This window comes from Streptomyces sp. NPDC005181 (assembly GCF_040608395.1).
Taxonomy (GTDB): Bacteria; Actinomycetota; Actinomycetes; order Streptomycetales; family Streptomycetaceae; genus Streptomyces.
The window spans coordinates 53,866-74,776 of the sequence record NZ_JBEXID010000012.1 but is presented as its reverse complement, the minus strand read 5'-3'; the positions used below and the strand labels follow the sequence as shown (position 1 = coordinate 74,776).

General features: G+C 69.2%; 18 protein-coding genes and 2 tRNA genes. 14 read left to right on the top strand and 6 right to left on the bottom strand.

Going from position 1 to position 20,911, the window contains the following annotated elements; translation table 11 throughout:
* Nucleotides 1-2 precede the first annotated feature (2 nt).
* Nucleotides 3-89, bottom strand: a tRNA-Ser gene (locus tag ABZV38_RS11345).
* A gap of 51 nt (nucleotides 90-140) precedes the next feature.
* Nucleotides 141-1,601, bottom strand: a complete 1,461-nt coding sequence (locus ABZV38_RS11340) for a trypsin-like peptidase domain-containing protein (RefSeq protein WP_356326539.1) — start codon at nucleotides 1,599-1,601, stop codon at nucleotides 141-143.
* 222 nt (nucleotides 1,602-1,823) lie between these two features.
* Between ABZV38_RS11340 and ABZV38_RS11335 the strand changes: the two genes are divergently transcribed.
* The 3 genes from ABZV38_RS11335 to ABZV38_RS11325 all read left to right on the top strand — a co-directional run bounded on the left by ABZV38_RS11335 (nucleotide 1,824) and on the right by ABZV38_RS11325 (nucleotide 4,461).
* The gene (locus tag ABZV38_RS11335; RefSeq protein WP_356326596.1) at nucleotides 1,824-2,627 is read left to right on the top strand and encodes a glycerophosphodiester phosphodiesterase; all 804 of its coding nucleotides are present in this window, start codon (nucleotides 1,824-1,826) and stop codon (nucleotides 2,625-2,627) included.
* A 53-nt stretch (nucleotides 2,628-2,680) separates the two neighbouring features.
* Nucleotides 2,681-3,274 carry an ATP-binding protein gene (locus ABZV38_RS11330; protein WP_356326538.1) on the top strand — a complete coding sequence of 198 codons (594 nt, stop codon included), beginning with the start codon at nucleotides 2,681-2,683 and terminating at the stop codon, nucleotides 3,272-3,274.
* A 221-nt stretch (nucleotides 3,275-3,495) separates the two neighbouring features.
* A complete protein-coding gene (locus ABZV38_RS11325; protein ID WP_356326537.1) occupies nucleotides 3,496-4,461 on the top strand; it encodes a DUF5926 family protein in 966 nt (321 codons plus the stop codon).
* Between the two features lie 234 nt (nucleotides 4,462-4,695).
* Here ABZV38_RS11325 and ABZV38_RS11320 read toward each other — a convergent pair whose 3' ends face one another.
* Together ABZV38_RS11320 and ABZV38_RS11315 are read right to left on the bottom strand one after the other, a co-directional pair.
* Complete coding sequence (locus tag ABZV38_RS11320) at nucleotides 4,696-4,983, bottom strand: hypothetical protein (protein WP_356326536.1); 288 nt, start codon at nucleotides 4,981-4,983, stop codon at nucleotides 4,696-4,698.
* 599 nt (nucleotides 4,984-5,582) lie between these two features.
* Nucleotides 5,583-6,266, bottom strand: coding sequence for a bifunctional DNA primase/polymerase (locus ABZV38_RS11315; protein ID WP_356326535.1), 684 nt, complete (start codon nucleotides 6,264-6,266; stop codon nucleotides 5,583-5,585).
* 474 nt (nucleotides 6,267-6,740) lie between these two features.
* On the opposite strand from ABZV38_RS11315, the gene ABZV38_RS11310 reads away from it, so the two are divergent.
* Together ABZV38_RS11310 and ABZV38_RS11305 are read left to right on the top strand one after the other, a co-directional pair.
* Complete coding sequence (locus ABZV38_RS11310; RefSeq protein WP_356326534.1) at nucleotides 6,741-8,228, top strand: PP2C family protein-serine/threonine phosphatase; 1,488 nt, start codon at nucleotides 6,741-6,743, stop codon at nucleotides 8,226-8,228.
* Between the two features lie 194 nt (nucleotides 8,229-8,422).
* Nucleotides 8,423-9,886: an aminopeptidase P family protein gene (locus ABZV38_RS11305; RefSeq protein WP_356326532.1), complete on the top strand. Its 1,464-nt coding sequence runs from the start codon at nucleotides 8,423-8,425 to the stop codon at nucleotides 9,884-9,886.
* A 62-nt stretch (nucleotides 9,887-9,948) separates the two neighbouring features.
* Here the strand turns inward: ABZV38_RS11305 and ABZV38_RS11300 are convergent, their stop codons facing one another.
* Nucleotides 9,949-10,542 (bottom strand): ATP-binding protein, encoded by a 594-nt coding sequence (locus ABZV38_RS11300; RefSeq protein WP_356326531.1) that lies wholly within the window; start codon nucleotides 10,540-10,542, stop codon nucleotides 9,949-9,951.
* Nucleotides 10,543-10,770: 228 nt separating this feature from the next.
* Between ABZV38_RS11300 and ABZV38_RS11295 the strand changes: the two genes are divergently transcribed.
* The 9 genes from ABZV38_RS11295 (at nucleotide 10,771) to ABZV38_RS11255 (ending at nucleotide 20,689) form a co-directional block, all read left to right on the top strand.
* A complete protein-coding gene (locus ABZV38_RS11295) occupies nucleotides 10,771-11,607 on the top strand; it encodes a hypothetical protein (RefSeq protein ID WP_356326530.1) in 837 nt (278 codons plus the stop codon).
* A gap of 182 nt (nucleotides 11,608-11,789) precedes the next feature.
* Nucleotides 11,790-12,539, top strand: coding sequence for a YcnI family protein (locus ABZV38_RS11290; protein ID WP_356326529.1), 750 nt, complete (start codon nucleotides 11,790-11,792; stop codon nucleotides 12,537-12,539).
* Between the two features lie 46 nt (nucleotides 12,540-12,585).
* On the top strand, nucleotides 12,586-13,236 hold the full coding sequence (locus tag ABZV38_RS11285; protein WP_356326528.1) for an SCO family protein: 651 nt from the start codon (nucleotides 12,586-12,588) through the stop codon (nucleotides 13,234-13,236).
* The gene (locus tag ABZV38_RS11280; protein ID WP_356326526.1) at nucleotides 13,233-13,682 is read left to right on the top strand and encodes a copper chaperone PCu(A)C; all 450 of its coding nucleotides are present in this window, start codon (nucleotides 13,233-13,235) and stop codon (nucleotides 13,680-13,682) included. The genes ABZV38_RS11285 and ABZV38_RS11280 overlap by 4 nt, the downstream gene beginning before the upstream one ends.
* 14 nt (nucleotides 13,683-13,696) lie before the next feature.
* Nucleotides 13,697-15,643, top strand: coding sequence for a copper resistance protein CopC (locus ABZV38_RS11275; RefSeq protein ID WP_356326525.1), 1,947 nt, complete (start codon nucleotides 13,697-13,699; stop codon nucleotides 15,641-15,643).
* A gap of 23 nt (nucleotides 15,644-15,666) precedes the next feature.
* Entirely contained in the window at nucleotides 15,667-17,010 is a 1,344-nt protein-coding gene (efeB, locus tag ABZV38_RS11270; RefSeq protein ID WP_356326524.1) for an iron uptake transporter deferrochelatase/peroxidase subunit, read from the top strand.
* A 27-nt stretch (nucleotides 17,011-17,037) separates the two neighbouring features.
* On the top strand, nucleotides 17,038-17,973 hold the full coding sequence (gene pheA, locus ABZV38_RS11265) for a prephenate dehydratase (protein ID WP_356326523.1): 936 nt from the start codon (nucleotides 17,038-17,040) through the stop codon (nucleotides 17,971-17,973).
* 644 nt (nucleotides 17,974-18,617) lie between these two features.
* Complete coding sequence (serS, locus tag ABZV38_RS11260) at nucleotides 18,618-19,895, top strand: serine--tRNA ligase (protein ID WP_356326522.1); 1,278 nt, start codon at nucleotides 18,618-18,620, stop codon at nucleotides 19,893-19,895.
* Complete coding sequence (locus ABZV38_RS11255) at nucleotides 19,892-20,689, top strand: HAD family hydrolase (RefSeq protein WP_356326521.1); 798 nt, start codon at nucleotides 19,892-19,894, stop codon at nucleotides 20,687-20,689. The genes serS and ABZV38_RS11255 overlap by 4 nt, the downstream gene beginning before the upstream one ends.
* Nucleotides 20,690-20,770: 81 nt before the next feature.
* Here the strand turns inward: ABZV38_RS11255 and ABZV38_RS11250 are convergent.
* Nucleotides 20,771-20,857 (bottom strand) — tRNA-Ser (locus tag ABZV38_RS11250).
* Between the last annotated feature and the right edge of the window lie 54 nt (nucleotides 20,858-20,911).

Below are 20,911 nucleotides of genomic sequence, written 5' to 3'. Positions count from 1 at the left end.
TGCGGTGGGTGTGGGATTTGAACCCACGGTGACATCGCTGCCACGACGGTTTTCAAGACCGTTCCCTTAGGCCGCTCGGGCAACCCACCCCGCGTCATCGGTCACATGGACCGGCGTTGACGCGAGGACAGCCTAGCCGGTCAGCTGTCGCCCTTGCGCTCCCCCAGGGTGACTTCGGCCGTCGACACCTTGCCGTCGCGCTTGTAGGTCAGCGTGACCTTGTCGCCCGGCTTGTGGGTCCAGATCTCGCCGATCAGGGTCGGGCCGCTGTCGATCACCGTGCCGTTGAACTTGGTGATGACGTCGCCCGCCTTGAGACCGGCCTTGGCGGCGGGACCGTCCGGGCTGACGGGCGGCGTGCCACCCGAGCCCTGGTCCGAGATGACGGCGCCGCCGGTCTTCTCGTCCATCGTGACCGTGGCACCGATCACCGGGTAGACCGGCTGACCGGTCTTGATCAGCTGCTGGGCGACGTTCTCCGCCTGGTTGATCGGGATCGCGAAGCCGAGGCCGATGGATCCCGCCTGGGACTGGCCGCTGCTGCCGGTCGACTGGATGGCCGAGTTGATGCCGATGACCGCACCGCGCGCATCGAGCAGCGGGCCGCCGGAGTTGCCCGGGTTGATCGAGGCGTCGGTCTGCAGTGCGCTCATGTACGAGTTGCTGCCGCCGGAACCGTCACCGGAGGCGACCGGGCGGTTCTTCGCGCTGATGATGCCGGTCGTGACCGTGTTGGACAGACCGAACGGTGCGCCGATCGCGATCGTCGAATCGCCGACCGCGACCTGGTCCGAGTTGCCGAGGGCCAGCGGGGCAAGCCCCGACGGTGCGTTCTTGAGCTTCAGTACGGCGACGTCGTAACCCTCCGCGCGGCCGACCACCTCGGCGTCGTACTTCTTGCCGTTGGAGAACGTCGCCGTGAGCTGGCCACTGTTCGCCGCGGAAGCCACCACGTGGTTGTTGGTGAGGATGTGGCCTTCCTTGTCGTACACGAAGCCGGTGCCCGTGCCGCCCTCGCCGTCGCCGTTCTGTGCATCGATGGTGACCACGCTGGGCAGCGCCTTGGCCGCGACGCCTGCAACCGTGCCGGGGTCGCGCTTGAGGCCCTGCGGGTTGGTCGATGCCGCGACCGTGGTCGACCCGGAGGAGTTACCGCTGTCGTTCCGGTCGGCCGCCCAGTAGCCGAGGGCGCCGCCGACACCGCCCGCCACGAGCGCCGCGGCGGCCACTGCGGCCACGAGGCCGCTGCCGCGGCGCTTGCGCGGCGCCTCCGGCGAGTGCGACTGGCTGGGCGCCCCCCACACGGGTCCACCGCCACCACCCGCGCCCTGCGCGTACGCGGGAACGGCAGGCGGGGGCGGCGGCCAGGCACCGGCCGCCTGCGTATGCGCGTGCTGCGGCTCGGGGGACTGCGGCGGCGGCCAGTCCATCGCCTGCCCGGACTGCTGCGTTGCCGCCGCGTCCGACGGATCCTGGCTCGCAGGCGCCGACGGGGGCGCAGGCGTGCCCTCAGGAGCAGCGGCCGGCACGGGAGGTGCGGACGGAACGGACGGAACGGCCTGAGCCGCAGTGCCCTCGTTGCCCTCGTTCTCTGTGCTCACAGCTCTTTACTCCTCGGTTCCTCATCAATTTTCGGCAAGAGATCCGCTGTGTACGTGTCTGGAGCCAGCTTTTCCCATGACCCGTCAGGCCACTGTAAGCAGGACCTGTGCGTCCGTACACCAATCTTTATATCCGGCAAAACGGTCCCCCACCGCAAGGTACGCACCACCGTCGCCTCTCGGTGGCACCATGACGCGGTGACCCACGCACGGCAGCACACCATGCAGCATCCCATCCAGGTCATCGCACACCGCGGGGCGTCCGACGACGCACCCGAGCACACCCTGGCCGCCTACCGGAAGGCCATCGAGGACGGCGCGGACGCCCTGGAGTGCGATGTACGGCTCACCTCCGACGGCCACCTCGTCTGTGTGCACGACCGCCGGGTGAACCGTACGTCCAACGGCCGCGGCGCCGTCTCCGCCCTGGAACTCGCCGAACTCGCCGCCCTCGACTTCGGCTCCTGGAAGGACCGCGAGGAGTCCCCGGACTGGGATCCGGTGCCGGGCGAGCTCACCTCCGTACTCACTCTTGAGCGACTGCTCGAACTGGTCGTCGAGACGCGTGCCGCCGGGCGCCCCCTCCAGCTGGCTATCGAGACCAAGCACCCCACTCGCTGGGCCGGCCAGGTGGAGGAGCGGCTGCTGCATCTGCTGAAGCGCTTCGAGCTCGACGCTCCGCCGGACGAGAGCCCCTCGCCGGTAAGGATCATGAGCTTCTCGGCGCGCTCCCTGCACCGCATCCAGGTAGCCGCGCCCACCCTGCCTACCGTCTATCTGATGCAGTTCGTCTCGCCGCGACTGCGCGACGGCCGACTGCCGGCCGGCGCCCGGATCGCCGGTCCGGGACTGCGGATCGTACGCAGTCACCCCGACTACATCGAGCGGCTGCACCACGCCGGCCACCGTGTGCACGTCTGGACGGTCGACGAACCCGAGGACGTAGAACTCTGCGCACGCCTCGGCGTCGAGGCAATCATCACTAATCGCCCAAAACAGGTTCTATCCCAACTGGGTCGCTCTTAACATCAGTTACAGGGTGTACACCGGCGCATTCAGTCTGTATTCGATCGTTACGAGTGCGTCACTGCCAGGCCTTTGGCCGGTTTCCGGTCCAGCCCAGGGGGGCATCCACTCCGTGGCGTGGGGCAAAGGAGGTCTCGGGGGTGGCGTTGGTGGTGGCACAGGAAGTGCCCACGTCGTCGAGCATGGCCGTACCCCATGGCCCTGCGGGCGTGGGGCAGGCGCGGCACCGGATGCGTGAGCAATTGCGCAGCTACGGGGTGTCGGATTCGGTCGTCGACGATGCTGTATTGATCCTTTCCGAACTTCTCAGCAATGCCTGCCGGCACGGCAGGCCGCTGGGGCGGCACACAGATGTGGGTGACGGCGACGTACGTGCCGCATGGCGCGTCGACAGAACAGGTGGGCTGACCGTCGAGGTGACGGACGGAGGCGGTCCGACCCGACCGATTCCGGCCACACCGTCCGTGACGGCGCGCGGTGGCCGCGGGCTCAACATCATCAGTGCGCTCGCCGAAGAGTGGGGCGTACGCGACAGCTCGTCCGGCGAGGTGACCGTGTGGGTGGTGGTCAGCGAGGGCCACGGGGACGGGCATCTGCCGGAGCTCGACGGACTGGACTTCGCCGACGCCTTCGACGACGCGGGCTGACGTGGGCTGAGGCCGACGTACCGGTTGGGCGTACGCACGGACCGGCGAACCCGACGGGCTTGCAAACCCTGTGTACGGATCTGCCTGCGGACCGCTGGACCGGATAGCGACACACCGGCCTTCCGGTACCCCATGCGCCCGGGCGTCTGTCCCCCGGACCCGGCACGGGCGGCTAGGCTCGCGGCCCAGACCGCACTGTCGCAATCGGGAGAAAGCCCACCATGGCCAAAAAGCGCCCTCAGACCAAGGCCGGGAAGCAGCAGCTCAAGGACAGCGAGATCCCGGTGGTCGGGGCTCGCGAGCCCTGCCCGTGCGGTTCGGGCCGCCGCTACAAGGCCTGTCACGGCCGCGCCGCCGCCCAGGCCGTGACCGAGCTGGTTCAGCGCCCGTTCGAGGGCCTGGCGGGCGAATGCGACTGGGTCGCCCTGCGCGAGCTGGTGCCCGCCGCAACGGTCGAGCTGACCCTGAAGGGCGGGCTGCCCGAGGGCGTGCCGTCCGTGACACTCGCGACCGTGCTGCCGATGGCATGGCCGGCGCTGCGCCGCGACGACGGTTCCGTCCTGCTCGCCCTGCAGAACGACACCTCCTCCGGTGACCTCAGCCGTGATCTCGCGGACACCCTGCAGCGCGCACTGGCCGCCGAGCCCGGCTCACCTGTCGCCGCCCGGCGCGTGCCGGCCGACGGGCCGCGCCTGCAGGACCTGCTCGACCCGGAAGCCGCGTTCGAGCCGGTCGTCCACTCCGGCTTCGAGTTCTGGGTTCCGGACGCGGAGAACGCCACGCCCGAGGTCTCCGCTTCCCTGGAGCGTGCGAACGAGGCGGCGATCCCGACCACTCTGCTCTCCGGCGTGGACGCTGCGTACTGGTGCGAGACCCCTGAGAAGAACCACCTGCGCTGGGTCATGCCCCACCCCGAGGAGCAGCTCCTCGACGCGCTCGCCCGGCTGCACGCCGCCGGCACCTCCTCGCTCGGCGAGGGGACGCGGCTGGTCGGTTCGTTCCGCGCGCACGGACTGATGGTCCCGGTCTGGGATCTGCCGAGCGGGATGGGGGCCGAGGAGTGCGAGAAGCCCGCGGCCGAGCTCGCGGAGCGCCTGACGCAGGCGCTCGCCTCGGACGCCCCGCTCACCGCGGACGAGCGGCGGGCCCGCGGCGGGCTCACCAACCGCCAGGTGACGTTGAGCTGACCGTGACGGCGTGACAACAGCGACGGGCCGAGCGGTGACTCACGTCACAACTCGCTGTACCCGCAAGTAAATAGCTGTCCGAATAAGCGAGATCGAATTTGCGAACGGCAGATCTCTTGTTACCGTTCTGGAAGCCCGGTCGCTGGTGCATCCCCCGTCGCCAGCGACCGGGCATTCTCATGCCCGGACACGGAGCGACGCGCGGGGCCGGGCACAGCGGCTGCGGATCCGGCGTCAACCCGCCGCGGAAGGCGCCGGATTGGATCCGGACCTCAGCAGCAGCGGAGCCTCCTCGGGCCCCCCGCCACCCGCGTACTCGGCCACCGCCACGTACTCCTCGGGACCTCCGTACGGCGAGCGGTGGGGCGTCTCGCAGACGCCCGGCTCATCCTGTGACTCCACAGCGCAGTGCGTTTCGACGGTCCGGCCGCCGGGTCCCATCAGCGTGAGTACGGACCGGAATTCGTCACCCGTCGTATTGCGGTAGTAGCTGCGCGCCCATGTGGCACGCCCGTCGGTCATGACGCAGGTCTGCGCCTCGACACCCTCGGGAGAGGTCAGCTCGGGGCCGCACCGGGCGACGATCCGCAGCGCGGTACCGGCCGATCCGGTGTAGGCGGAGCCGCCCTCTCCGCCGGGTCCGCCGACTTTCCCGCGCCCGCCCGGCGGGTCGGTATCGGACAGAAGACCGGGCCTGGAACTCCCCTGCGAAGATCTCTTTGAGGCCTCCCCCGAAGACCTCTTCGAAGGCTCCTTCGAACCAGTTCCGGAAGTCCCGTCAGAAAGCCCGCCATGGCTGGACTTTGCATCGGCAGACTTTGCATTACGCAGCACGTGATCGGGGCCGCCCCCGGGTTCCGCAGAAGACGCGAGCGGAAGCACGACGGCGGACACCACCACACCCGCCATAACGATCACGCGGAGATTCATGGTGGCCCCGCCTGTCGGCTGCGCAGGAATTCCTGACGGTGCGCTGAAGATATCGACGAAAATACGGGCGTTGGGGTGGAGCGCACCCATTTACCGCAGAACTCGGCCGGCTCGCACCCGAACGAGTGAGCCGAGCAGCCCGTACGCCTGCCCGCGAGCCCCGCCCGTCTCCACCCGCACTGACCGGTCCCTCAGTACGCGAGCCGGCTGCCTCCGTCGGGAGCGCTGTTACTCGCTTCGACCAATGCGTCCAGGACCGCCTCCACGCCCGGCAGCCACGGCGTCACAGGGCCGGGCAGTGGAGCCCGTTCCCAGCGGACCTGCCCCGTACCCACCTCGGACGGGGGAAGGACGAGATAGCCCCCCTCACCGTGGAAACGCAGCGAACTGGGCACCCAGTCCTTGGCGTGCAACAGCTCGCCGAGCTGTTCGAGGGTGTAGGGAGCGACCAGCAGCGACCACCGCGTCGGTGTCGCCACCACCGGACCGAGCCGCATCCCCATGCGGTCGAGCTCGGTCAGCGCCCGGGCGCCGGCCACGGCGGGCAGGCTGAGCGCGCACGGGGCGCGGCCGCCGGTGGCCAGCATGATGGGCGCGGTCGGCCGATTGGTCCACCACCAACGCACCATGCGCTCGTCGATGGTCGCCGCGAGGAGACCGGGATCGAAGGGGTGTGCGCCGGGTACGGCGCACTCGGGATCTGGGCAGGCGCAGCCACGGCCGCGGTCACCGCGACCACCGGCTGCGCTCAGTCCCACTCCGGGAAGCACGGGCCACTGCCATGCGGTGGCGCAGGTCAGGGCCGCGTCGAGCTGGGCGGGCCGTGCCTTGCGCCGGAGCCGGAGCCTGCGTCGCCTTCCGAGGATCTCGCGCATGAGCGCTCGTTCCTTTCCGTTGAACGCCGAGGGCCACATCACAACACGCGTGCGTCACACCACGTGTGTATTACTTCACCGTGCGTACAAGCTCTCTAAGTTTGCGGTACGGGTAACCCGTCGGTACCGAGCGTGAGCCGAGTCGAGCTGAGCCGGTCCAGCCAAAAACATGGCGAGGGGCAGCGCGCATCGCGCCTGCCGTTCCATGGTGCACAACCCCGCCACTCGGGGGTGGGGCGCGGCCGTCACATGTGAGGACGTCCGGGCCCGCTGCCAGGTTCCGGGGCGATCAGAACTGCCCCTGCGTTCCTCACCGATTACGTACCCAGCATGCCCGGAATGACGCTCCTCCGGGACTTCACCCCGAGGGAACCCCGTGTCGAGCCAGACCCAGTCGACAGCAAATAGCGTCCATAGGGTGCATTTTTTGGTCAACTTAGTAGTCACACTGACACCACGAATCCCGCAGGGACAATGCTGGACATCGGCTTACTTGTGCGTGTACATGTGGATGCACTGATAGCGGCGCAGAATGACATGGGGGTTTGCGATGCTATTCGACGAAACGCACTGGTCGGAAAGCCGGTTGCCATGAGCGCCCCTCACCTGCCGAAAGTGGCTGGAATCGATCCCACAGTTCCTGTTTCAGCGCACACTGCCGGGCCTTTGGGCGGTGTGCCTGCCGCGCCAGGAGCCTTCCTCCAGGACCGTCTGGCGGGCTGGGTCTCCGACCTCACCACGCTGCACGAGCTCACCGAGCGGCTGGCCGGAACCAGCACCCTCGACGACGCACTGCACGAGCTGCTCGGTGCCGGCGCGGCCCTGGTCGGTGCCCGCCGCGGGCTGATCGTCTTCGAACCCTCCGACCGTCGCGGCCCGGTCTCCACCATCGGTCTCGGACTCGCCCACGCCGATCTCGGCCACATCGAGACCGTGCCGCGCAGCGCAACCTCGTACGGCCGGATCCTGGACGGCCTCCCGGGCGCCGAAGGACCCCAGACGAGCCCCGATCTGCTCGGCGACACAGGCCTGGACCCCCGCCACCGCGAAGTCGCCGCCCGGCTCGGATACGCCGCCAGCTACGCCCTGCCCCTGACCACCGCCGCGACCGGCCGGCTCGGCGCGGCCGTCTGGCTCTACGACGAGCCCGCCGAACCTCTGGAACGCCAGCGCCACCTCGTCGGCCTCTACGCCGGTTACGCGAGCGAGCATCTGGCCCGGCTGCTGGAGCTGGATCGGGCCAGGACCGAGGTCGCCGCCCTCACCCAGGAGCTGCGGCCCGGCCGGCTGCCCCGGGTCCCCGGCGTACAGCTGGCCGCCCGCCATCGCGCCGCACCGCGCGGCGGCGGTGACTGGTACGACGCGCTGGCGCTGCCGGAGGGTGCGCTCGGTCTCGCCGTCGGCTCGGTGGGCGGTTCCGGGCCGAGCGCGCTGGCTGCCATGGGACGGCTGCGGGCCGGTCTGCGGGCGTACGCGGTGATGGAGGGTGAGGATCCGGTTGCCGTCCTCTCCGATCTGGAGCTGCTGCTACGGCTGACCGAACCCGCACGGTCCGCTACCGCGCTCTTCGCCTACTGCGAGCCCGCCGCACGCAAGATCGTGCTGGCCGGTGCCGGACACACCCCACCACTGGTGATCAGCGACCGGCGCACGGAGTTCGTCGAGACAACCCTGTCCGCGCCGCTGGGCATGCTCGCCTGCTGGGAGGCGCCGAGCGTGGAGTTCGCTCCGGCACCCGGCGAGACCGTGCTGCTCTACACCGACGGGCTGCTGCGCCGCACCGGTGACTCGATGGACCGGGCGTTCGCGCGGCTCCACTCGGCGGCCGCGAGCGTACCGAAGGCGCTGCGCCGTGACGCCGGATCGGTGGCCGACCATGTGCTGCGGACCGTCCTGCCGAACGGGCTCGATCAGGTCGACAGCACCGAGGATGTCGTCATTCTGGCCGCGCGCTTCGACTGAGCCGCGTCATCGGCCGAGCTCTGTGATGCGACCGAGCGCTGTCATGCGGCCGGTCTCCGTGATCGGTCTCCGTCATCGGTCTTTTTGATCAGTCTCCGCAGCACGTCTCGGTAAGAGGTCTTCCGGCCCTGGGCCCCCTTCCGTACGCCCGTACGATGGACGGGGTCCAGTGTCGTATCAAGGAGAGACAAGTCGTGTCTGAGGAGCTCACCCCGGAAACCCCGGAGACCGAAGAGGCAGAAACGGTCAAGCAGCGGAAGAACGGCCTGTACCCGGGCGTCTCCGATGAGCTCGCCGCCAATATGAAGTCGGGCTGGGCCGACACCGAGCTGCATGGCCTCGAGCCGATCGCCCAGGCCGAGCACACTGCGGCCCGCCGCGCCGCGCTGTCCGCGCGCTTCCCCGGCGAGCGTCTGGTCATTCCCGCGGGCAAGCTGAAGACCCGCTCCAATGACACCGAGTACGCCTTCCGCGCCTCCACCGAGTACGCGTACCTCACCGGCGACCAGACCCAGGACGGCGTGCTCGTCCTGGAGCCGAAGGACGACGGGCACGAGGCGACCATCTACCTGCTGCCGCGCTCCAACCGCGAGAACGGCGAGTTCTGGCTCGACGGCCAGGGCGAGCTGTGGGTCGGCCGCCGCCACTCCCTGACCGAGGCCGAGCAGCTGCTGGGCATCCCGGCGAAGGACGTACGTCGGCTTCCGGCCGCACTGACCGAGGCCACCGGCCCGGTCCGTAACGTCCGCGGCCACGACGCGGGCTTCGAGTCCGCACTGACCGACAAGGTCACCGCGGAGCGCGACGAGGAGCTGCGGGTCTTCCTCTCCGAGGCGCGTCTGGTCAAGGACGCCTTCGAGATCGCCGAGCTGGAGAAGGCCTGCGACGCAACGGCGCGTGGCTTCGAGGACGTCGTGAAGGTCCTCGACAAGGCCGAGGCGACGAGCGAGCGCTACATCGAGGGCACGTTCTTCCTGCGCGCCCGCATCGAGGGCAACGACATCGGCTACGGCTCGATCTGCGCGGCGGGCCCGCACGCCACCACCCTGCACTGGGTGCGCAACGACGGCCCTGTGCGCTCCGGCGAACTGCTGCTGCTCGACGCCGGTGTGGAGACCAATGACCTCTACACCGCCGATGTGACGCGGACCCTTCCCATCAACGGCACGTTCACGCCGCTGCAGCGGAAGATCTACGACGCGGTGTACGAGGCCCAGGAGGCGGGCATCGCGGCAGTCAAGCCCGGTGCGGACTACCGCGACTTCCACGACGCCGCGCAGCGCGTGCTCACCGAGAAGCTCGTCGAGTGGGGACTGCTGGGCGACCTGTCCGTGGACAAGGTCCTGGAGCTGGGCCTGCAGCGCCGCTGGACCCTGCACGGCACCGGTCACATGCTCGGCATGGACGTCCACGACTGCGCCGCCGCACGTACGGAGACGTACGTCAACGGGACTCTGGAGCCCGGCGTCTGCCTCACCGTCGAGCCCGGTCTGTATTTCCAGGCCGATGACCTGACCGTGCCGGAGGAGTACCGCGGCATCGGCGTCCGGATCGAGGACGACATCCTCGTCACCGAGGACGGCAACCGGAACCTCTCCGACAAGCTGCCGCGCCAGGCCGACGAGGTCGAGGCCTGGATGGCTCAGCTCAAGGGCTGATTCAAAGGCTGATCAAGCGCTGATCATCGACGGTCAGGACCGTGCGTCGGAGGGCGCCCCGCTCAGGACACCATGAGCAGGGCGCCCTCCCGCCATTTCAGGACCTTGTCGAAGCTCACCACCGCACCACGGCCCGGGCGGTTGGCGAAGTGGACGTGGTCGGCGAGCTGCTCGATGAGGCAGAGTCCTCGGCCGTCCTCGGCGCTGAGCGGCGGAAGCTGCTGCGGTTGGTGCGAGGGCGACGGATGGGACTGCTCTTGGTGCGAGGGCGATTGATGCGCCTGCGGCTGTTCGGCAGTGCGAAGCACGCGCCGGGCGGGAAAACCGGGCCCCGAGTCGGCGACTTCGATACGGCATTTCTCGCCGTCCAGATATGCGGTGACCCAGTACTGCCCGGAGGTCGTACCCGACTGCTCGCTCCAGGAGTCCCACGCATCCCATGGGTCGCAGTCCCCGGGGGCGACGAGGTCGTCTGCGCCTCTCCGCTCCCCGCCGTGCTCGACGGCGTTCGCACAGGCTTCGCTGAGCGCGAGCGACAGGTCGAAGGAGATGTCGGGATCCACGCCCGCGGACTCCATGGTGCCGAGCAGGAAGCGACGGGCAAGCGGAACGCTCGCAGCTTCGCGCCGCAAATGGAGTGACCACCAGATGCTCATGCTCCAGCCTCCTGGCTGCGGCTCGACATACCGATACGTATTGCCGCAGAGGGCGGTTCGTAAGCACAGTTCCGATGTGAGACCGCTCATTCGGCGGATACCAGCACTCCGTACACCCGTGTATGCCGGACCCGTCCAGCTCACGCGCCTCGTGTCCAACCAGGCGGAAGGCGACCTTCCGGACCTGCCGTACGGAAACCGGGGCCGCAGTGCGATGATGACCCGGCCATGTCTACGCCTGTCGCACGCGTCGGAGCCGGTCTGCGGCTGCTGAGGGCCGCGGTGTTCACCGCGGTCTGTGTTGCGCTGTCCGCGGCAGGGCACACACTGGCCTCCTGCGCGACCGTCCCTTGGTGGACGCTGCTCGCAGGCTTCCTCGGGGTATTCGCGGTGGTGGCGCCGCTCGCCGGACGCGAGCGTTCCATGCCGTCCATCGCCGCCGCCCTGGCCGGCGGGCAGATCGCCCTGCATACCCTCTTCGGCCTGGCCTCGCACGGCGACCCCGGCACATCGACGGGCGGCGCGGCGGGCGACGGCTCACTGATCCGGTTCGCCGCAAGCCTCGTGTGCGGTGCAGGACCGGCGCAGCTGAACGCCGCGGACGCCCACCGCATCGTCACCGACGCGGGCATCGATCCGGCAACGGTGACGGCGATGGACCAGGGCCATCAGCACATGGCCACAGCGACCGGGGCGGCGGTCACCGCCGTGACCGACCCGGCCGCGCTCGCAGGTCTGCTGCCCAGCCTGCCCATGCTGCTCGGCCACCTGCTGGCCGCGCTGGCCACCGGCTGGCTGCTGCGGCGCGGCGAAATCGCCCTGTTCCGGCTGGTCCGGCTGTCGGCGCACGGTGCCAAGCAGCTTGTGGCCGGGGCCCGGTTGCGTGCGCTGCGGGCCGCGCTCGCTCTCGTACGGGCACTGCGCGCCGGCTTCCCGGGCGAACCGGCGACCGGGCCGCTCACCACCCGTACCGCGGTCGACGCCCCGGCACCCGACACCGGCGATCCACTGCAGCACCTGGTGATCAGGCGCGGACCTCCGCCCGTATTCACCCTCGCAGCCTGACGCGACACCCTCCGCTCGTTGCACGCACGACTCGACCGCAGTCACCGCTCGGCGCCCGCCATGCGGTGGCCGCCCGGCTCGGTGCACGCACGCCGCACGTAAGGAAGAGGTGTCGCGATACCGTCGCGCATCCCGCGCGTCGGATCACCTTTCCTTCGTGCTTCAGTGGAGTGATTCCTGTCATGAACGTCTCCCGTATCGCCCTCGTCGGCGGCGTCGCCGCGTCCACCGTGCTGATCCTTGCCGGTACGGCCTCCGCACACGTCAGCGTGCAGCCGCAGGGCGAGGCCGCCAAGGGCGGCTACGCCACGATCAACTTCAAGGTCCCCAACGAGCGCGACAACGCCTCGACGACCAAGCTCGAGGTCAACTTCCCGACCGACCACCCGCTCGCTTCCGTGATGCCGCAGCCGGTGCCCGGATGGAAGATCGTCGTCACCAAGAGCAAGCTCGCCAAGCCGCTCGAGGTCCACGGCAACAAGATCAACGAGGCGGTTTCCAAGGTCACCTGGACCGCCGAGGGCAGCAAGAGCGACCTCGGCATCGGACCGGGCGAGTTCCAGCAGTTCCCGCTCTCCGTCGGCCAGCTCCCCGAGGACGCCGACCAGCTGGTGTTCAAGGCCATCCAGACGTACGACAACAAGGAAGTCGTCCGCTGGATCGAAGAGCAGAAGGACGGCGCGGAGGAGCCCGAGAGCCCGGCTCCGGTCCTCAAGCTGACCGCCGCGACCACCGACGAGCACGGCGCCGCCGGTGCCGAGAAGAGCGATGCGGCCGGCGCCGACCAAGCGAAGGACGAGCACACGGAGGCGTCGTCCGCGCCGTCCTCCTCCAGCGACACCACGGCCCGGGTCCTCGGCATCGTCGGCATCCTCATCGGCGCCGCCGGGGTGGCCTTCGGCGTCCTGGCCGGCCGCCGGCGCACCGCCTGACCCTCCGGCACCACCGAATCACCGACCCACCAGGAATCAGCAATCCATGCGTAAGAAGACTGTGCTGGCCGCGGCGTTCGTCGCCGCGGCCGCACTCACCCTGTCGGCCTGCGACAGCAGCGACGACGCCAACAAGCCCCTCGCGGACGTCTCCGCCCAGGCGAAGACCAAGGCCGCGACGGTGTTCGACCAGCCGTTCACCAAGCCCGACCTCGTCCTGACCGACACCCACGGCAAGAAGTACGACCTGCGCGAGCGGACCAAGGGCAAGCCGACGCTCATCTACTTCGGCTACACCAACTGCCCCGACGTCTGCCCGCTCATCATGAGCAACATCGCCATCGCCAAGAAGTCCCTGCCCAAGGCCGACCAGGACAGGCTCCAGGTCGTCTTCGTCACCACCGACCCCGAGCGCGACACCCCGTCCTCGCTGGGCAGCTGGCTCAAGGCCCAGGACGCCTCCTTCATCGGTCTCACCGGCGACTTCCCGACCATCCAGGCGGGCGCACGCCAGATCGGCATCGGCATCGACCCGCCGAAGAAGGAGAAGGACGGCACGGTCGTCTCGATGCACGGGTCGCAGGTCATCGCGTTCTCCCCGAAGACCGACAAGGGGTACGTGCTGTACAGCGAGGACACCACGCCCGACGACTACACCAAGGACCTCCCCAAGATCATTAATGGGGAGAACCCGTGAACCGCCGCACCGTCCTCGCCGGCGTCGTCGCCCTCACCACCGGGCTGACGCTGGCGGGGTGCTCGTCCTCGGGCGGCAAGCCCGAGCTGAAGGTGACCGGTGCGTTCATGCCGCAGCCCGTCAACGACATGGCAGCCGGCTTCCTCGTCGTGCAGAACAGCGGCAACAGCTCCGACCGGCTCACCTCGGTCACCAGCCCGCTCTCCGACGACGTCACGATCCACAGGACGACGAACCAGACGATGCGCATGGTGACGTCCTTCGAAGTACCTGCGGGCGGCGAGCTGGACCTGGAGCGCGGCGGCAACCACATCATGTTCATGAAGCTGAAGCAGCAGCCCAGGCAGGGCGAGAAGGTGTCCGTCGAGCTGCACTTCGAGAAGGCCGATCCCATCAAGGTCGACCTTCCCGTGAAGGAGACCACCCACAACCCGAAGAAGCAGTGAGGTACTGACACTCCATGACAGCCACCGCCCCGCACTTCGGGCCCACCCCGTCCGTGTCCCCGATGCGCCGGCCACTCGCCGCTGCCGCACTCCTCGCCGCATTCGTCGGCATGGTGTTCGGCCTGCTGGTGGGCGGCGCGGGACCGGCGTCCGCGCATGCCGCGCTCACCGGGAGCGATCCGCAGGACGGGGCGGTGGTCGCCACCGCCCCCAAGGAGGTCACGCTCACCTTCTCCGAACAGGTCGCCATGGGCGACGGCTCCATCCGGGTCCTGGACCCCAGCGGCAAACGCGCCGACACCGGTGCGGAACCCCGGGACCTGCAGAGCGGCTCCACCGTGAAGTACGGCATCCCGCTGCACACGGGGCTGCCCGACGGTACGTACACCGTGGCCTGGCAGGCCGTCTCCGCGGACAGTCACCCGGTCTCCGGCGCCTTCACCTTCTCCATCGGTGCCCCGTCCAAGACGACCGTCGCCCTGCCGACTGACCAGGCCGGGGGCGGCCTCGCCGGCACGCTCTACGGCATCGCGCGCTACGCCGCCTACGCCGGTTTCATCCTGCTGGCCGGTGGCGCGGCCTTCGTACTGGCCTGCTGGCAGCGCGGGGCGGGCGCCCGCCCGCTGCAGCGCCTGGTCGTACGCGGCTGGATGACGCTCACCACGGCCACCCTGGCCATGCTGCTGCTGCGCAACCCGTACACCGGCTCCGGGAAGCTCGCGGACATCTTCGACCTGGACGGCCTGAAAGCCGTGCTCGACACCAAGCCGGGGGCCGCGCTCGTCTCCCGGCTGCTGCTGCTCGGCGCTGCCGCGCTCTTCATCGCCGTGCTGTTCGGGGCGTATGCGAAGCGCGAGGACGAGCGGGAGAAGAAGGACCTCACCTTCGGCCTGGCCATCGGCGGCGCGGTCATCGCCGCCGGGATCGCCGGGACATGGGCGCTTGCCGAACACGCCTCGACCGGGATCCAGCCCGGCATCGCCATGCCGGTCGACGTACTGCATCTGCTGGCCGTCGCCGCCTGGCTGGGCGGCCTCGCGGCGCTGCTGATCGCGCTGTACCGAACGCCGGACATCGAAGTCACTGCGGTACGCCGCTTCTCCCGTATCGCGTTCGGCAGTGTGCTGGTGCTCACCGCGACCGGGCTCTACCAGTCCTGGCGCCAGGTCGGATCCTGGTCCGCGCTGACCGGCACCCGGTACGGACAGCTGCTGCTGGTGAAGGTGGGGCTCGTCGCCGTCCTGGTCGGGGTCGCCTGGATCTCACGGCGCTGGACGGCTCGGCTGGCTACGGACACGACGGAGGCGGAAGGCACAGACACCGGCCCTGCTGACGCCGACACCGAAGCCGCTGTGGAGACCGAGCCGGTGACTGTGCCGCCGGATCCCGCACGGGCCACCCAACTCGCCCGGCAGAAGACCGCCGTGGCGACCGCCACGAAGAAGCGGATCCGCGACGCCGACCCCGACCGGTCCGGGCTCCGCCGCTCGGTGCTGGCGGAAGTCGGGGTCGCGGTGGCGCTGTTGGCGGTGACGACCGTGCTGACCTCGACCGAGCCGGGACGTACCGAGGAGGAAGCGGCCCACACCTCGACGGCCGCATCCGCGCCCACGACCGCGGGCCCCCTTGCGGTGAGCCTGCCGTTCGACACCGGCGGCCGGAACGGCAAGGGGACGGTCCGGATAGACATCACCCCCGGCCGAACCGGCGCCAACGGGCTCCACATCTGGATCGACGGCCCCGACGGGCAGCCCATGGACATACCCGAGGTGAAGCTCGCCTTCACCCTCGCGTCCAAGGACCTCGGTCCACTGCCGGTCGTCCCCGACCGGCTCACCGAGGGGCACTGGACAGCAAGCGGCGTCCAGATCCCGATGCCGGGCAACTGGAAGATCGCGGTGACCGTGCGTACGTCGGACATCGATCAGACCACCATCGACAAGAACGTGAAGATCGGCTGAGCGGGATCGTGAGCGGAACCAGCATGAGCAGCGCCAACAGCAAGCGCGGCGCGAGCAGCAAGAACAGCAAGGCCGGCAAAGACGCTGGAGCCGAGGCAGCCACGGGGGACCTCTCCCGGCGGCGGCTGCTCGGCGGCGTGGGTGCGGCCGGTGCGACCGGACTGGTGCTGGGCGCGGCGGGTGGTGCGACGGGATACGCCGCGACCCGCGCCGACAGGCCGACCGCGCTGACGACGATCGGCACGGCCCGGGCAATGTTTCACGGGAAACATCAACCGGGGATCACCACGCCGCTTCAGGCGCGCGGTCATCTCGTCGCGTTCGATCTGGCACCCGGCGCGGGACGGAAGGAAGCCGCCGCCCTGATGCGCCGGTGGTCCGCCGTGGCCCAGCGGCTGATGGCCGGCGAACCCACCGTCGGCGGCAGCGCGGACGGCACGACGCACGACACCGGGATCGCGCTGGACGCCGGACCGTCCTCGCTGACCGTCACCTTCGGCTTCGGGCACACCTTCTTCGAACGTACGGGCCTGGTGGCGCATCGGCCGCCGGGGCTGGACCCGCTGCCACCGTTCTCCTCCGACCGGCTCGACCCCAAACGTTCGGGCGGCGATCTCTGGGTGCAGATCGGTGCCGACGACGCGCTCGTCGCTTTCCACGCACTGCGCGCCATCCAGAAGGAGGCCGCCACGACGGCCGGGGTGCGCTGGCAGATGAACGGCTTCAACCGCACCCCCGGCGCCACGGCCAAGCCGATGACCGCCCGCAACCTGATGGGGCAGATCGACGGCACCGGTAACCCGAAGCCGTCGGAGAGCGACTTCGACCGGCGCGTCTTCGTCCCGTCGCACACGGAGGAGGGCGACGCCGCGAAATACGCCTGGCTGGCGGGTGGCTCGTACGCGGTCGTACGACGGATCAGGATGCTCCTCGACGACTGGGAGAAGCTCTCGGTGGAGCGGCAGGAGCGGGTCATAGGGCGACGCAAGGCGGACGGTGCGCCGCTGAGCGGTGGCACCGAGACCACTGAGATGGACCTCGACAAGGCGGGGCCCGACGGCAAGCTGCTGATCCCGGACAACGCCCACGCCCGGATCTCCTCCCCCGACAGGAACAGCGGCGCCGCAATGCTGCGGCGCGCCTTCTCGTACCACGACGGCATCGCGCCGGACGGCACCCCGGATGCCGGGCTGCTGTTCATCTGCTGGCAGGCGGATCCGCTGAAGGGGTTCGTGCCGGTGCAGCGCAAGCTCGACCGAGGAGACGCGCTGTCGCCGTTCATCCGGCACGAGGCGAGCGGTCTGTTCGCGGTGCCGGGCGGCGCGGCGGACGGGGAGTACGTGGGGCAGCGGCTGCTGGAACCGTGAGCCATCGCGGCGCATTAGGGTGACGGTATGTCCGCCACGCGCTACGCCTATCTCGGTCCCGAAGGCACCTTCACCGAGGTCGCCCTCCGTACGCTCCCGGAAGCCGCCACTCGTGAGCTTGTCCCGATGGTCTCCGTACCGGCGGCTCTGGACGCGGTACGGAGCGGGGCTGCCGCGGCAGCACTCGTACCGATCGAGAACTCCGTCGAGGGCGGCATCACCGCGACCCTCGACGAGCTGACGACCGGCGAACCGCTGATGATCTACCGCGAGGTGCTGCTCTCCATCACCTTTGCGCTGCTCGTGCGGCCCGGCACCAAGCTGTCCGACGTCAAGACGGTCACCGCGCACCCGGCCGCGCAGCCGCAGGTGCGCAACTGGATGGCGGCCCATCTGCCGGAGGCCTTGTGGGAGTCGGCCGCGTCCAACGCGGACGGTGCGCGGCTGGTGCAGGAGGGGCGGTACGACGCCGCCTTCGCCGGTGAGTTCGCGGCGGCGACGTACGGTCTCGAACCGCTGGTGACGGAGATCCACGACGCGGAGAACGCGCAGACGCGCTTCGTTCTGGTGGGCCGCCCGGCCCGGCCGGCGGCGCCGACCGGTGCGGACAAGACGTCCGTGGTCATCTGGCTGGGCGACGACCACCCCGGTGCGCTGCTCGAACTCCTCCAGGAGTTCATGGTGCGCGGGGTGAACCTGATGCTGATCCAGTCACGGCCGACGGGTGCGGGCATCGGGAACTACTGCTTCGCGGTGGATGCCGAGGGGCACATCGCGGACCGCAGGGTCGGCGAGGCGTTGATGGGACTGAAGCGGATCTGCCCGAAGGTGCGGTTCCTCGGTTCGTATCCGCGGGCCGGAGTGGCGCCGGAGGACGTACAACCGCTGCGTGCGGGAACCTCGGACACGGACTTCACACACGCCTCGGACTGGCTGGCCCGGAACCAGGACGGCCGGGCCTGACGCTCGGGACCAGGGGTCGCGACTGACGGTCGGGGCTGAGAGCCGGGACCGAGGGTCGGGGCCGGCCCTCGTGCCGCGGTGGCGTGCGCCCACCGCCGGTGCTATCTGCTGATTTTCATAACCCACAGAGTTATCCACAGGGCTGGTTCTCGACCTGGGGACAAGTCGACACCCCAATACGACATGGTCGACAAATCGCTCCAGTCACCCCACACTCATCCACAGAGTCGCAGGTCGGCCCGTGTCACCTCAATTCCATTGATCAACTCTTTAGGGCGAGGAATTCCCACCCGAATGAGCGTGTGAAGTGAGTTCGAACAGGGAATCAATGCGCCTTCATGTGGCTTTCGGAATGATCTCTTCCTGTGTCCACAGATCTTCCTCACAGCCTGTGGATAACTTCGGAGGATCGCCGCCCCCTGTGGACAAGCGGCCTCCAACTCCCGTCCCACGCAAGGTCGATACGTCAAGAACCGAAGCCCCTTAATACCCCATTTAGGGGAATAGGAGCTCTTTATTGACGATCAAGATCAATCCTGGTCGACGGGCATCCCCAGCATTGCCAATTCCGGCAATTCGGGCAAAGTGACACGCTCGCCAATATCGGTTCGAGCTATGGAAGCGCACACCGGTAGCCTGGAGGGGTGATTGACCTTCGCCTGCTCCGTGAGGACCCCGACCGTGTTCGCGCCTCCCAGCGCGCCCGTGGAGAGGACGTCGCGCTCGTCGACGCTCTTCTCTCCGCCGACGAGCGGCGCAGGTCGTCCGGTGTCCGCTTCGACGAACTCCGCTCCGAGCAGAAATCGCTCGGCAAGCTCATTCCCAAGGCTTCGCCCGAGGAGCGCACCGAGCTCCTCAAGAAGGCCGAGCAGCTGAAGGTCGACGTCAAGGCGGCCGACTCGGAACAGGACGAGGCGGACGCAGAGGCCAAGAGCCTGCTGCTGCAGCTCGGCAACATCGTCCACGAGGACGTGCCGGTCGGCGGCGAGGAGGACTTCGTCGTTCTCGAAACGCACGGCACCATCCGCGACTTCGGTGCCGAGGGCTTCGAGCCCAAGGACCACCTGGAGCTCGGCGAGGCGCTCGGCGCCATCGATGTGGAGCGCGGCGCCAAGGTCTCCGGCTCGCGTTTCTACTACCTGACGGGTGTCGGCGCGCTGCTGGAGCTCGCCCTCGTCAACGCGGCGATCGCGCAGGCCACCGAGGCCGGATTCATCCCGATGCTGACGCCGGCGCTGGTCCGCCCGCGTGCTATGGAGGGCACCGGCTTCCTCGGCCAGGCCGCGGAGAACGTGTACCACCTGGAGAAGGACGACTACTACCTGGTCGGCACCTCCGAGGTCCCGCTCGCCGCGTACCACATGGACGAAATCATCGACGCGGACAAGCTGCCGCTGCGGTACGCCGGCTTTTCGCCGTGCTTCCGCCGCGAGGCCGGTACGTACGGCAAGGACACCCGAGGCATCTTCCGGGTCCACCAGTTCGACAAGGTCGAGATGTTCTCGTACGTCCACCCGACGGACGCCGAGGCCGAGCACCGGCGTCTCCTCGGCTGGGAGAAGCAGTGGCTCACCGGTCTTGAGCTGCCGTTCCAGGTGATCGATGTGGCCACCGGCGACCTGGGGTCCTCGGCCTCCCGGAAATTCGACTGCGAGGCGTGGATCCCGACCCAGGGCAAGTACCGCGAGCTGACGTCCGCGTCGAACTGCGACGGTTTCCAGGCACGTCGCCTCTCCGTCCGGATGCGCGACGGCAAGAAGGTTCAGCCGCTCGCCACACTGAACGGCACGCTCTGCGCCGTACCGCGCACCATCGTGGCGATCCTGGAGAACCACCAGCTGGCCGACGGTTCGGTACGGGTGCCCGAGGTGCTCCGTCCGTACCTGGGCGGACGTGAGGTTCTGGAGCCGGTCGCCAAGTGACCTTCCCCTACAAGCTCATCGCGACCGACCTCGACGGGACGCTGCTGCGTAACGACGACACGGTCTCCGAGCGCACCCGCGCGGCACTGGCCGCCGCGACGGCAGCCGGTGCCGCGCACATCATCGTCACCGGTCGGGCCGTCCCGTGGACCCGGCACATCCTGGACGACCTGGGCTACGACGGCATCGCGGTCTGCGGTCAGGGCGCACAGGTCTACCACGCGGGCGAGCACAAGCTGCTGACCTCGCTGACGCTGGACCGGCAGCTCGCCGCTCTCGCGCTGTCCAAGATCGAGGCGGAGGTCGGCCCGCTGGCGCTGGCCGCGAGCCGCGACGGACTCGACGGTGAGGTGCTGGTCAGCCCCGGCTACCGGGTACAGGAAGGGCCGCTTCCGGCCGTCTTCGTGGAGGACGCGACCGAGATGTGGTCCGCGCCGCTGAACAAGGTCTACATCCAGCATCCGGCACTCGACGACGACGCTCTGGCGAAGGCCGCGCGCGGAGCCGTCGGCAGTCTGGTGGACGTGGTCATGGCGGGACCCGGTGTGGTGGAGATCCTGCCGCTGGGGCTGAGCAAGGCGACCGGGCTCTCGCTGGCCGCACGCCGGCTGGGCGTGAAGGCGGCGGACACGCTCGCCTTCGGTGACATGCCGAACGACATCCCGATGTTCGCCTGGGCGCAGCACAGTGTGGCGATGGCCAACGCGCACGACGACCTGAAGGCCGTGGCACACGAGATCACCGCGTCGAACGAGGACGACGGCATCGCAGTAGTGCTGGAACGGCTGCTCTAGGCATTGCGCCGGCCGCACAGGTGCACCGATGCGCAAATACGCAGACGAGTTCGCTGTGCCGACTGTGCTGACGTAACTGTGCGGAGGATGCGCGGATCGAACGCGCGCGGGGTCCAGGCCCCGACGACGGCTTAGCAAGCCGCTGCCTTACCACTCGGCCAATCCTCCGGGAGGGCGGCCGCGCGATGCGCGCAGAAGGGCCGCCCCGGGCTTCCCGCTGCG

What these genes read in the sequence shown, in the direction of transcription:
- ABZV38_RS11310 (WP_356326534.1), top strand. Translation starts at nt 6,741, where the DNA reads ATGCTGGACATCGGCTTACTTGTGCGTGTACATGTGGATGCACTGATA.
- ABZV38_RS11295 (WP_356326530.1), top strand. Translation starts at nt 10,771, where the DNA reads ATGTCTACGCCTGTCGCACGCGTCGGAGCCGGTCTGCGGCTGCTGAGG.
- ABZV38_RS11315 (WP_356326535.1), bottom strand. Translation starts at nt 6,266, where the DNA reads ATGCGCGAGATCCTCGGAAGGCGACGCAGGCTCCGGCTCCGGCGCAAG.
- pheA (WP_356326523.1), top strand. Translation starts at nt 17,038, where the DNA reads ATGTCCGCCACGCGCTACGCCTATCTCGGTCCCGAAGGCACCTTCACC.
- ABZV38_RS11320 (WP_356326536.1), bottom strand. Translation starts at nt 4,983, where the DNA reads ATGACCGACGGGCGTGCCACATGGGCGCGCAGCTACTACCGCAATACG.
- ABZV38_RS11300 (WP_356326531.1), bottom strand. Translation starts at nt 10,542, where the DNA reads ATGAGCATCTGGTGGTCACTCCATTTGCGGCGCGAAGCTGCGAGCGTT.
- ABZV38_RS11335 (WP_356326596.1), top strand. Translation starts at nt 1,824, where the DNA reads ATGCAGCATCCCATCCAGGTCATCGCACACCGCGGGGCGTCCGACGAC.
- ABZV38_RS11325 (WP_356326537.1), top strand. Translation starts at nt 3,496, where the DNA reads ATGGCCAAAAAGCGCCCTCAGACCAAGGCCGGGAAGCAGCAGCTCAAG.
- ABZV38_RS11285 (WP_356326528.1), top strand. Translation starts at nt 12,586, where the DNA reads ATGCGTAAGAAGACTGTGCTGGCCGCGGCGTTCGTCGCCGCGGCCGCA.
- ABZV38_RS11275 (WP_356326525.1), top strand. Translation starts at nt 13,697, where the DNA reads ATGACAGCCACCGCCCCGCACTTCGGGCCCACCCCGTCCGTGTCCCCG.
- efeB (WP_356326524.1), top strand. Translation starts at nt 15,667, where the DNA reads ATGAGCAGCGCCAACAGCAAGCGCGGCGCGAGCAGCAAGAACAGCAAG.
- ABZV38_RS11290 (WP_356326529.1), top strand. Translation starts at nt 11,790, where the DNA reads ATGAACGTCTCCCGTATCGCCCTCGTCGGCGGCGTCGCCGCGTCCACC.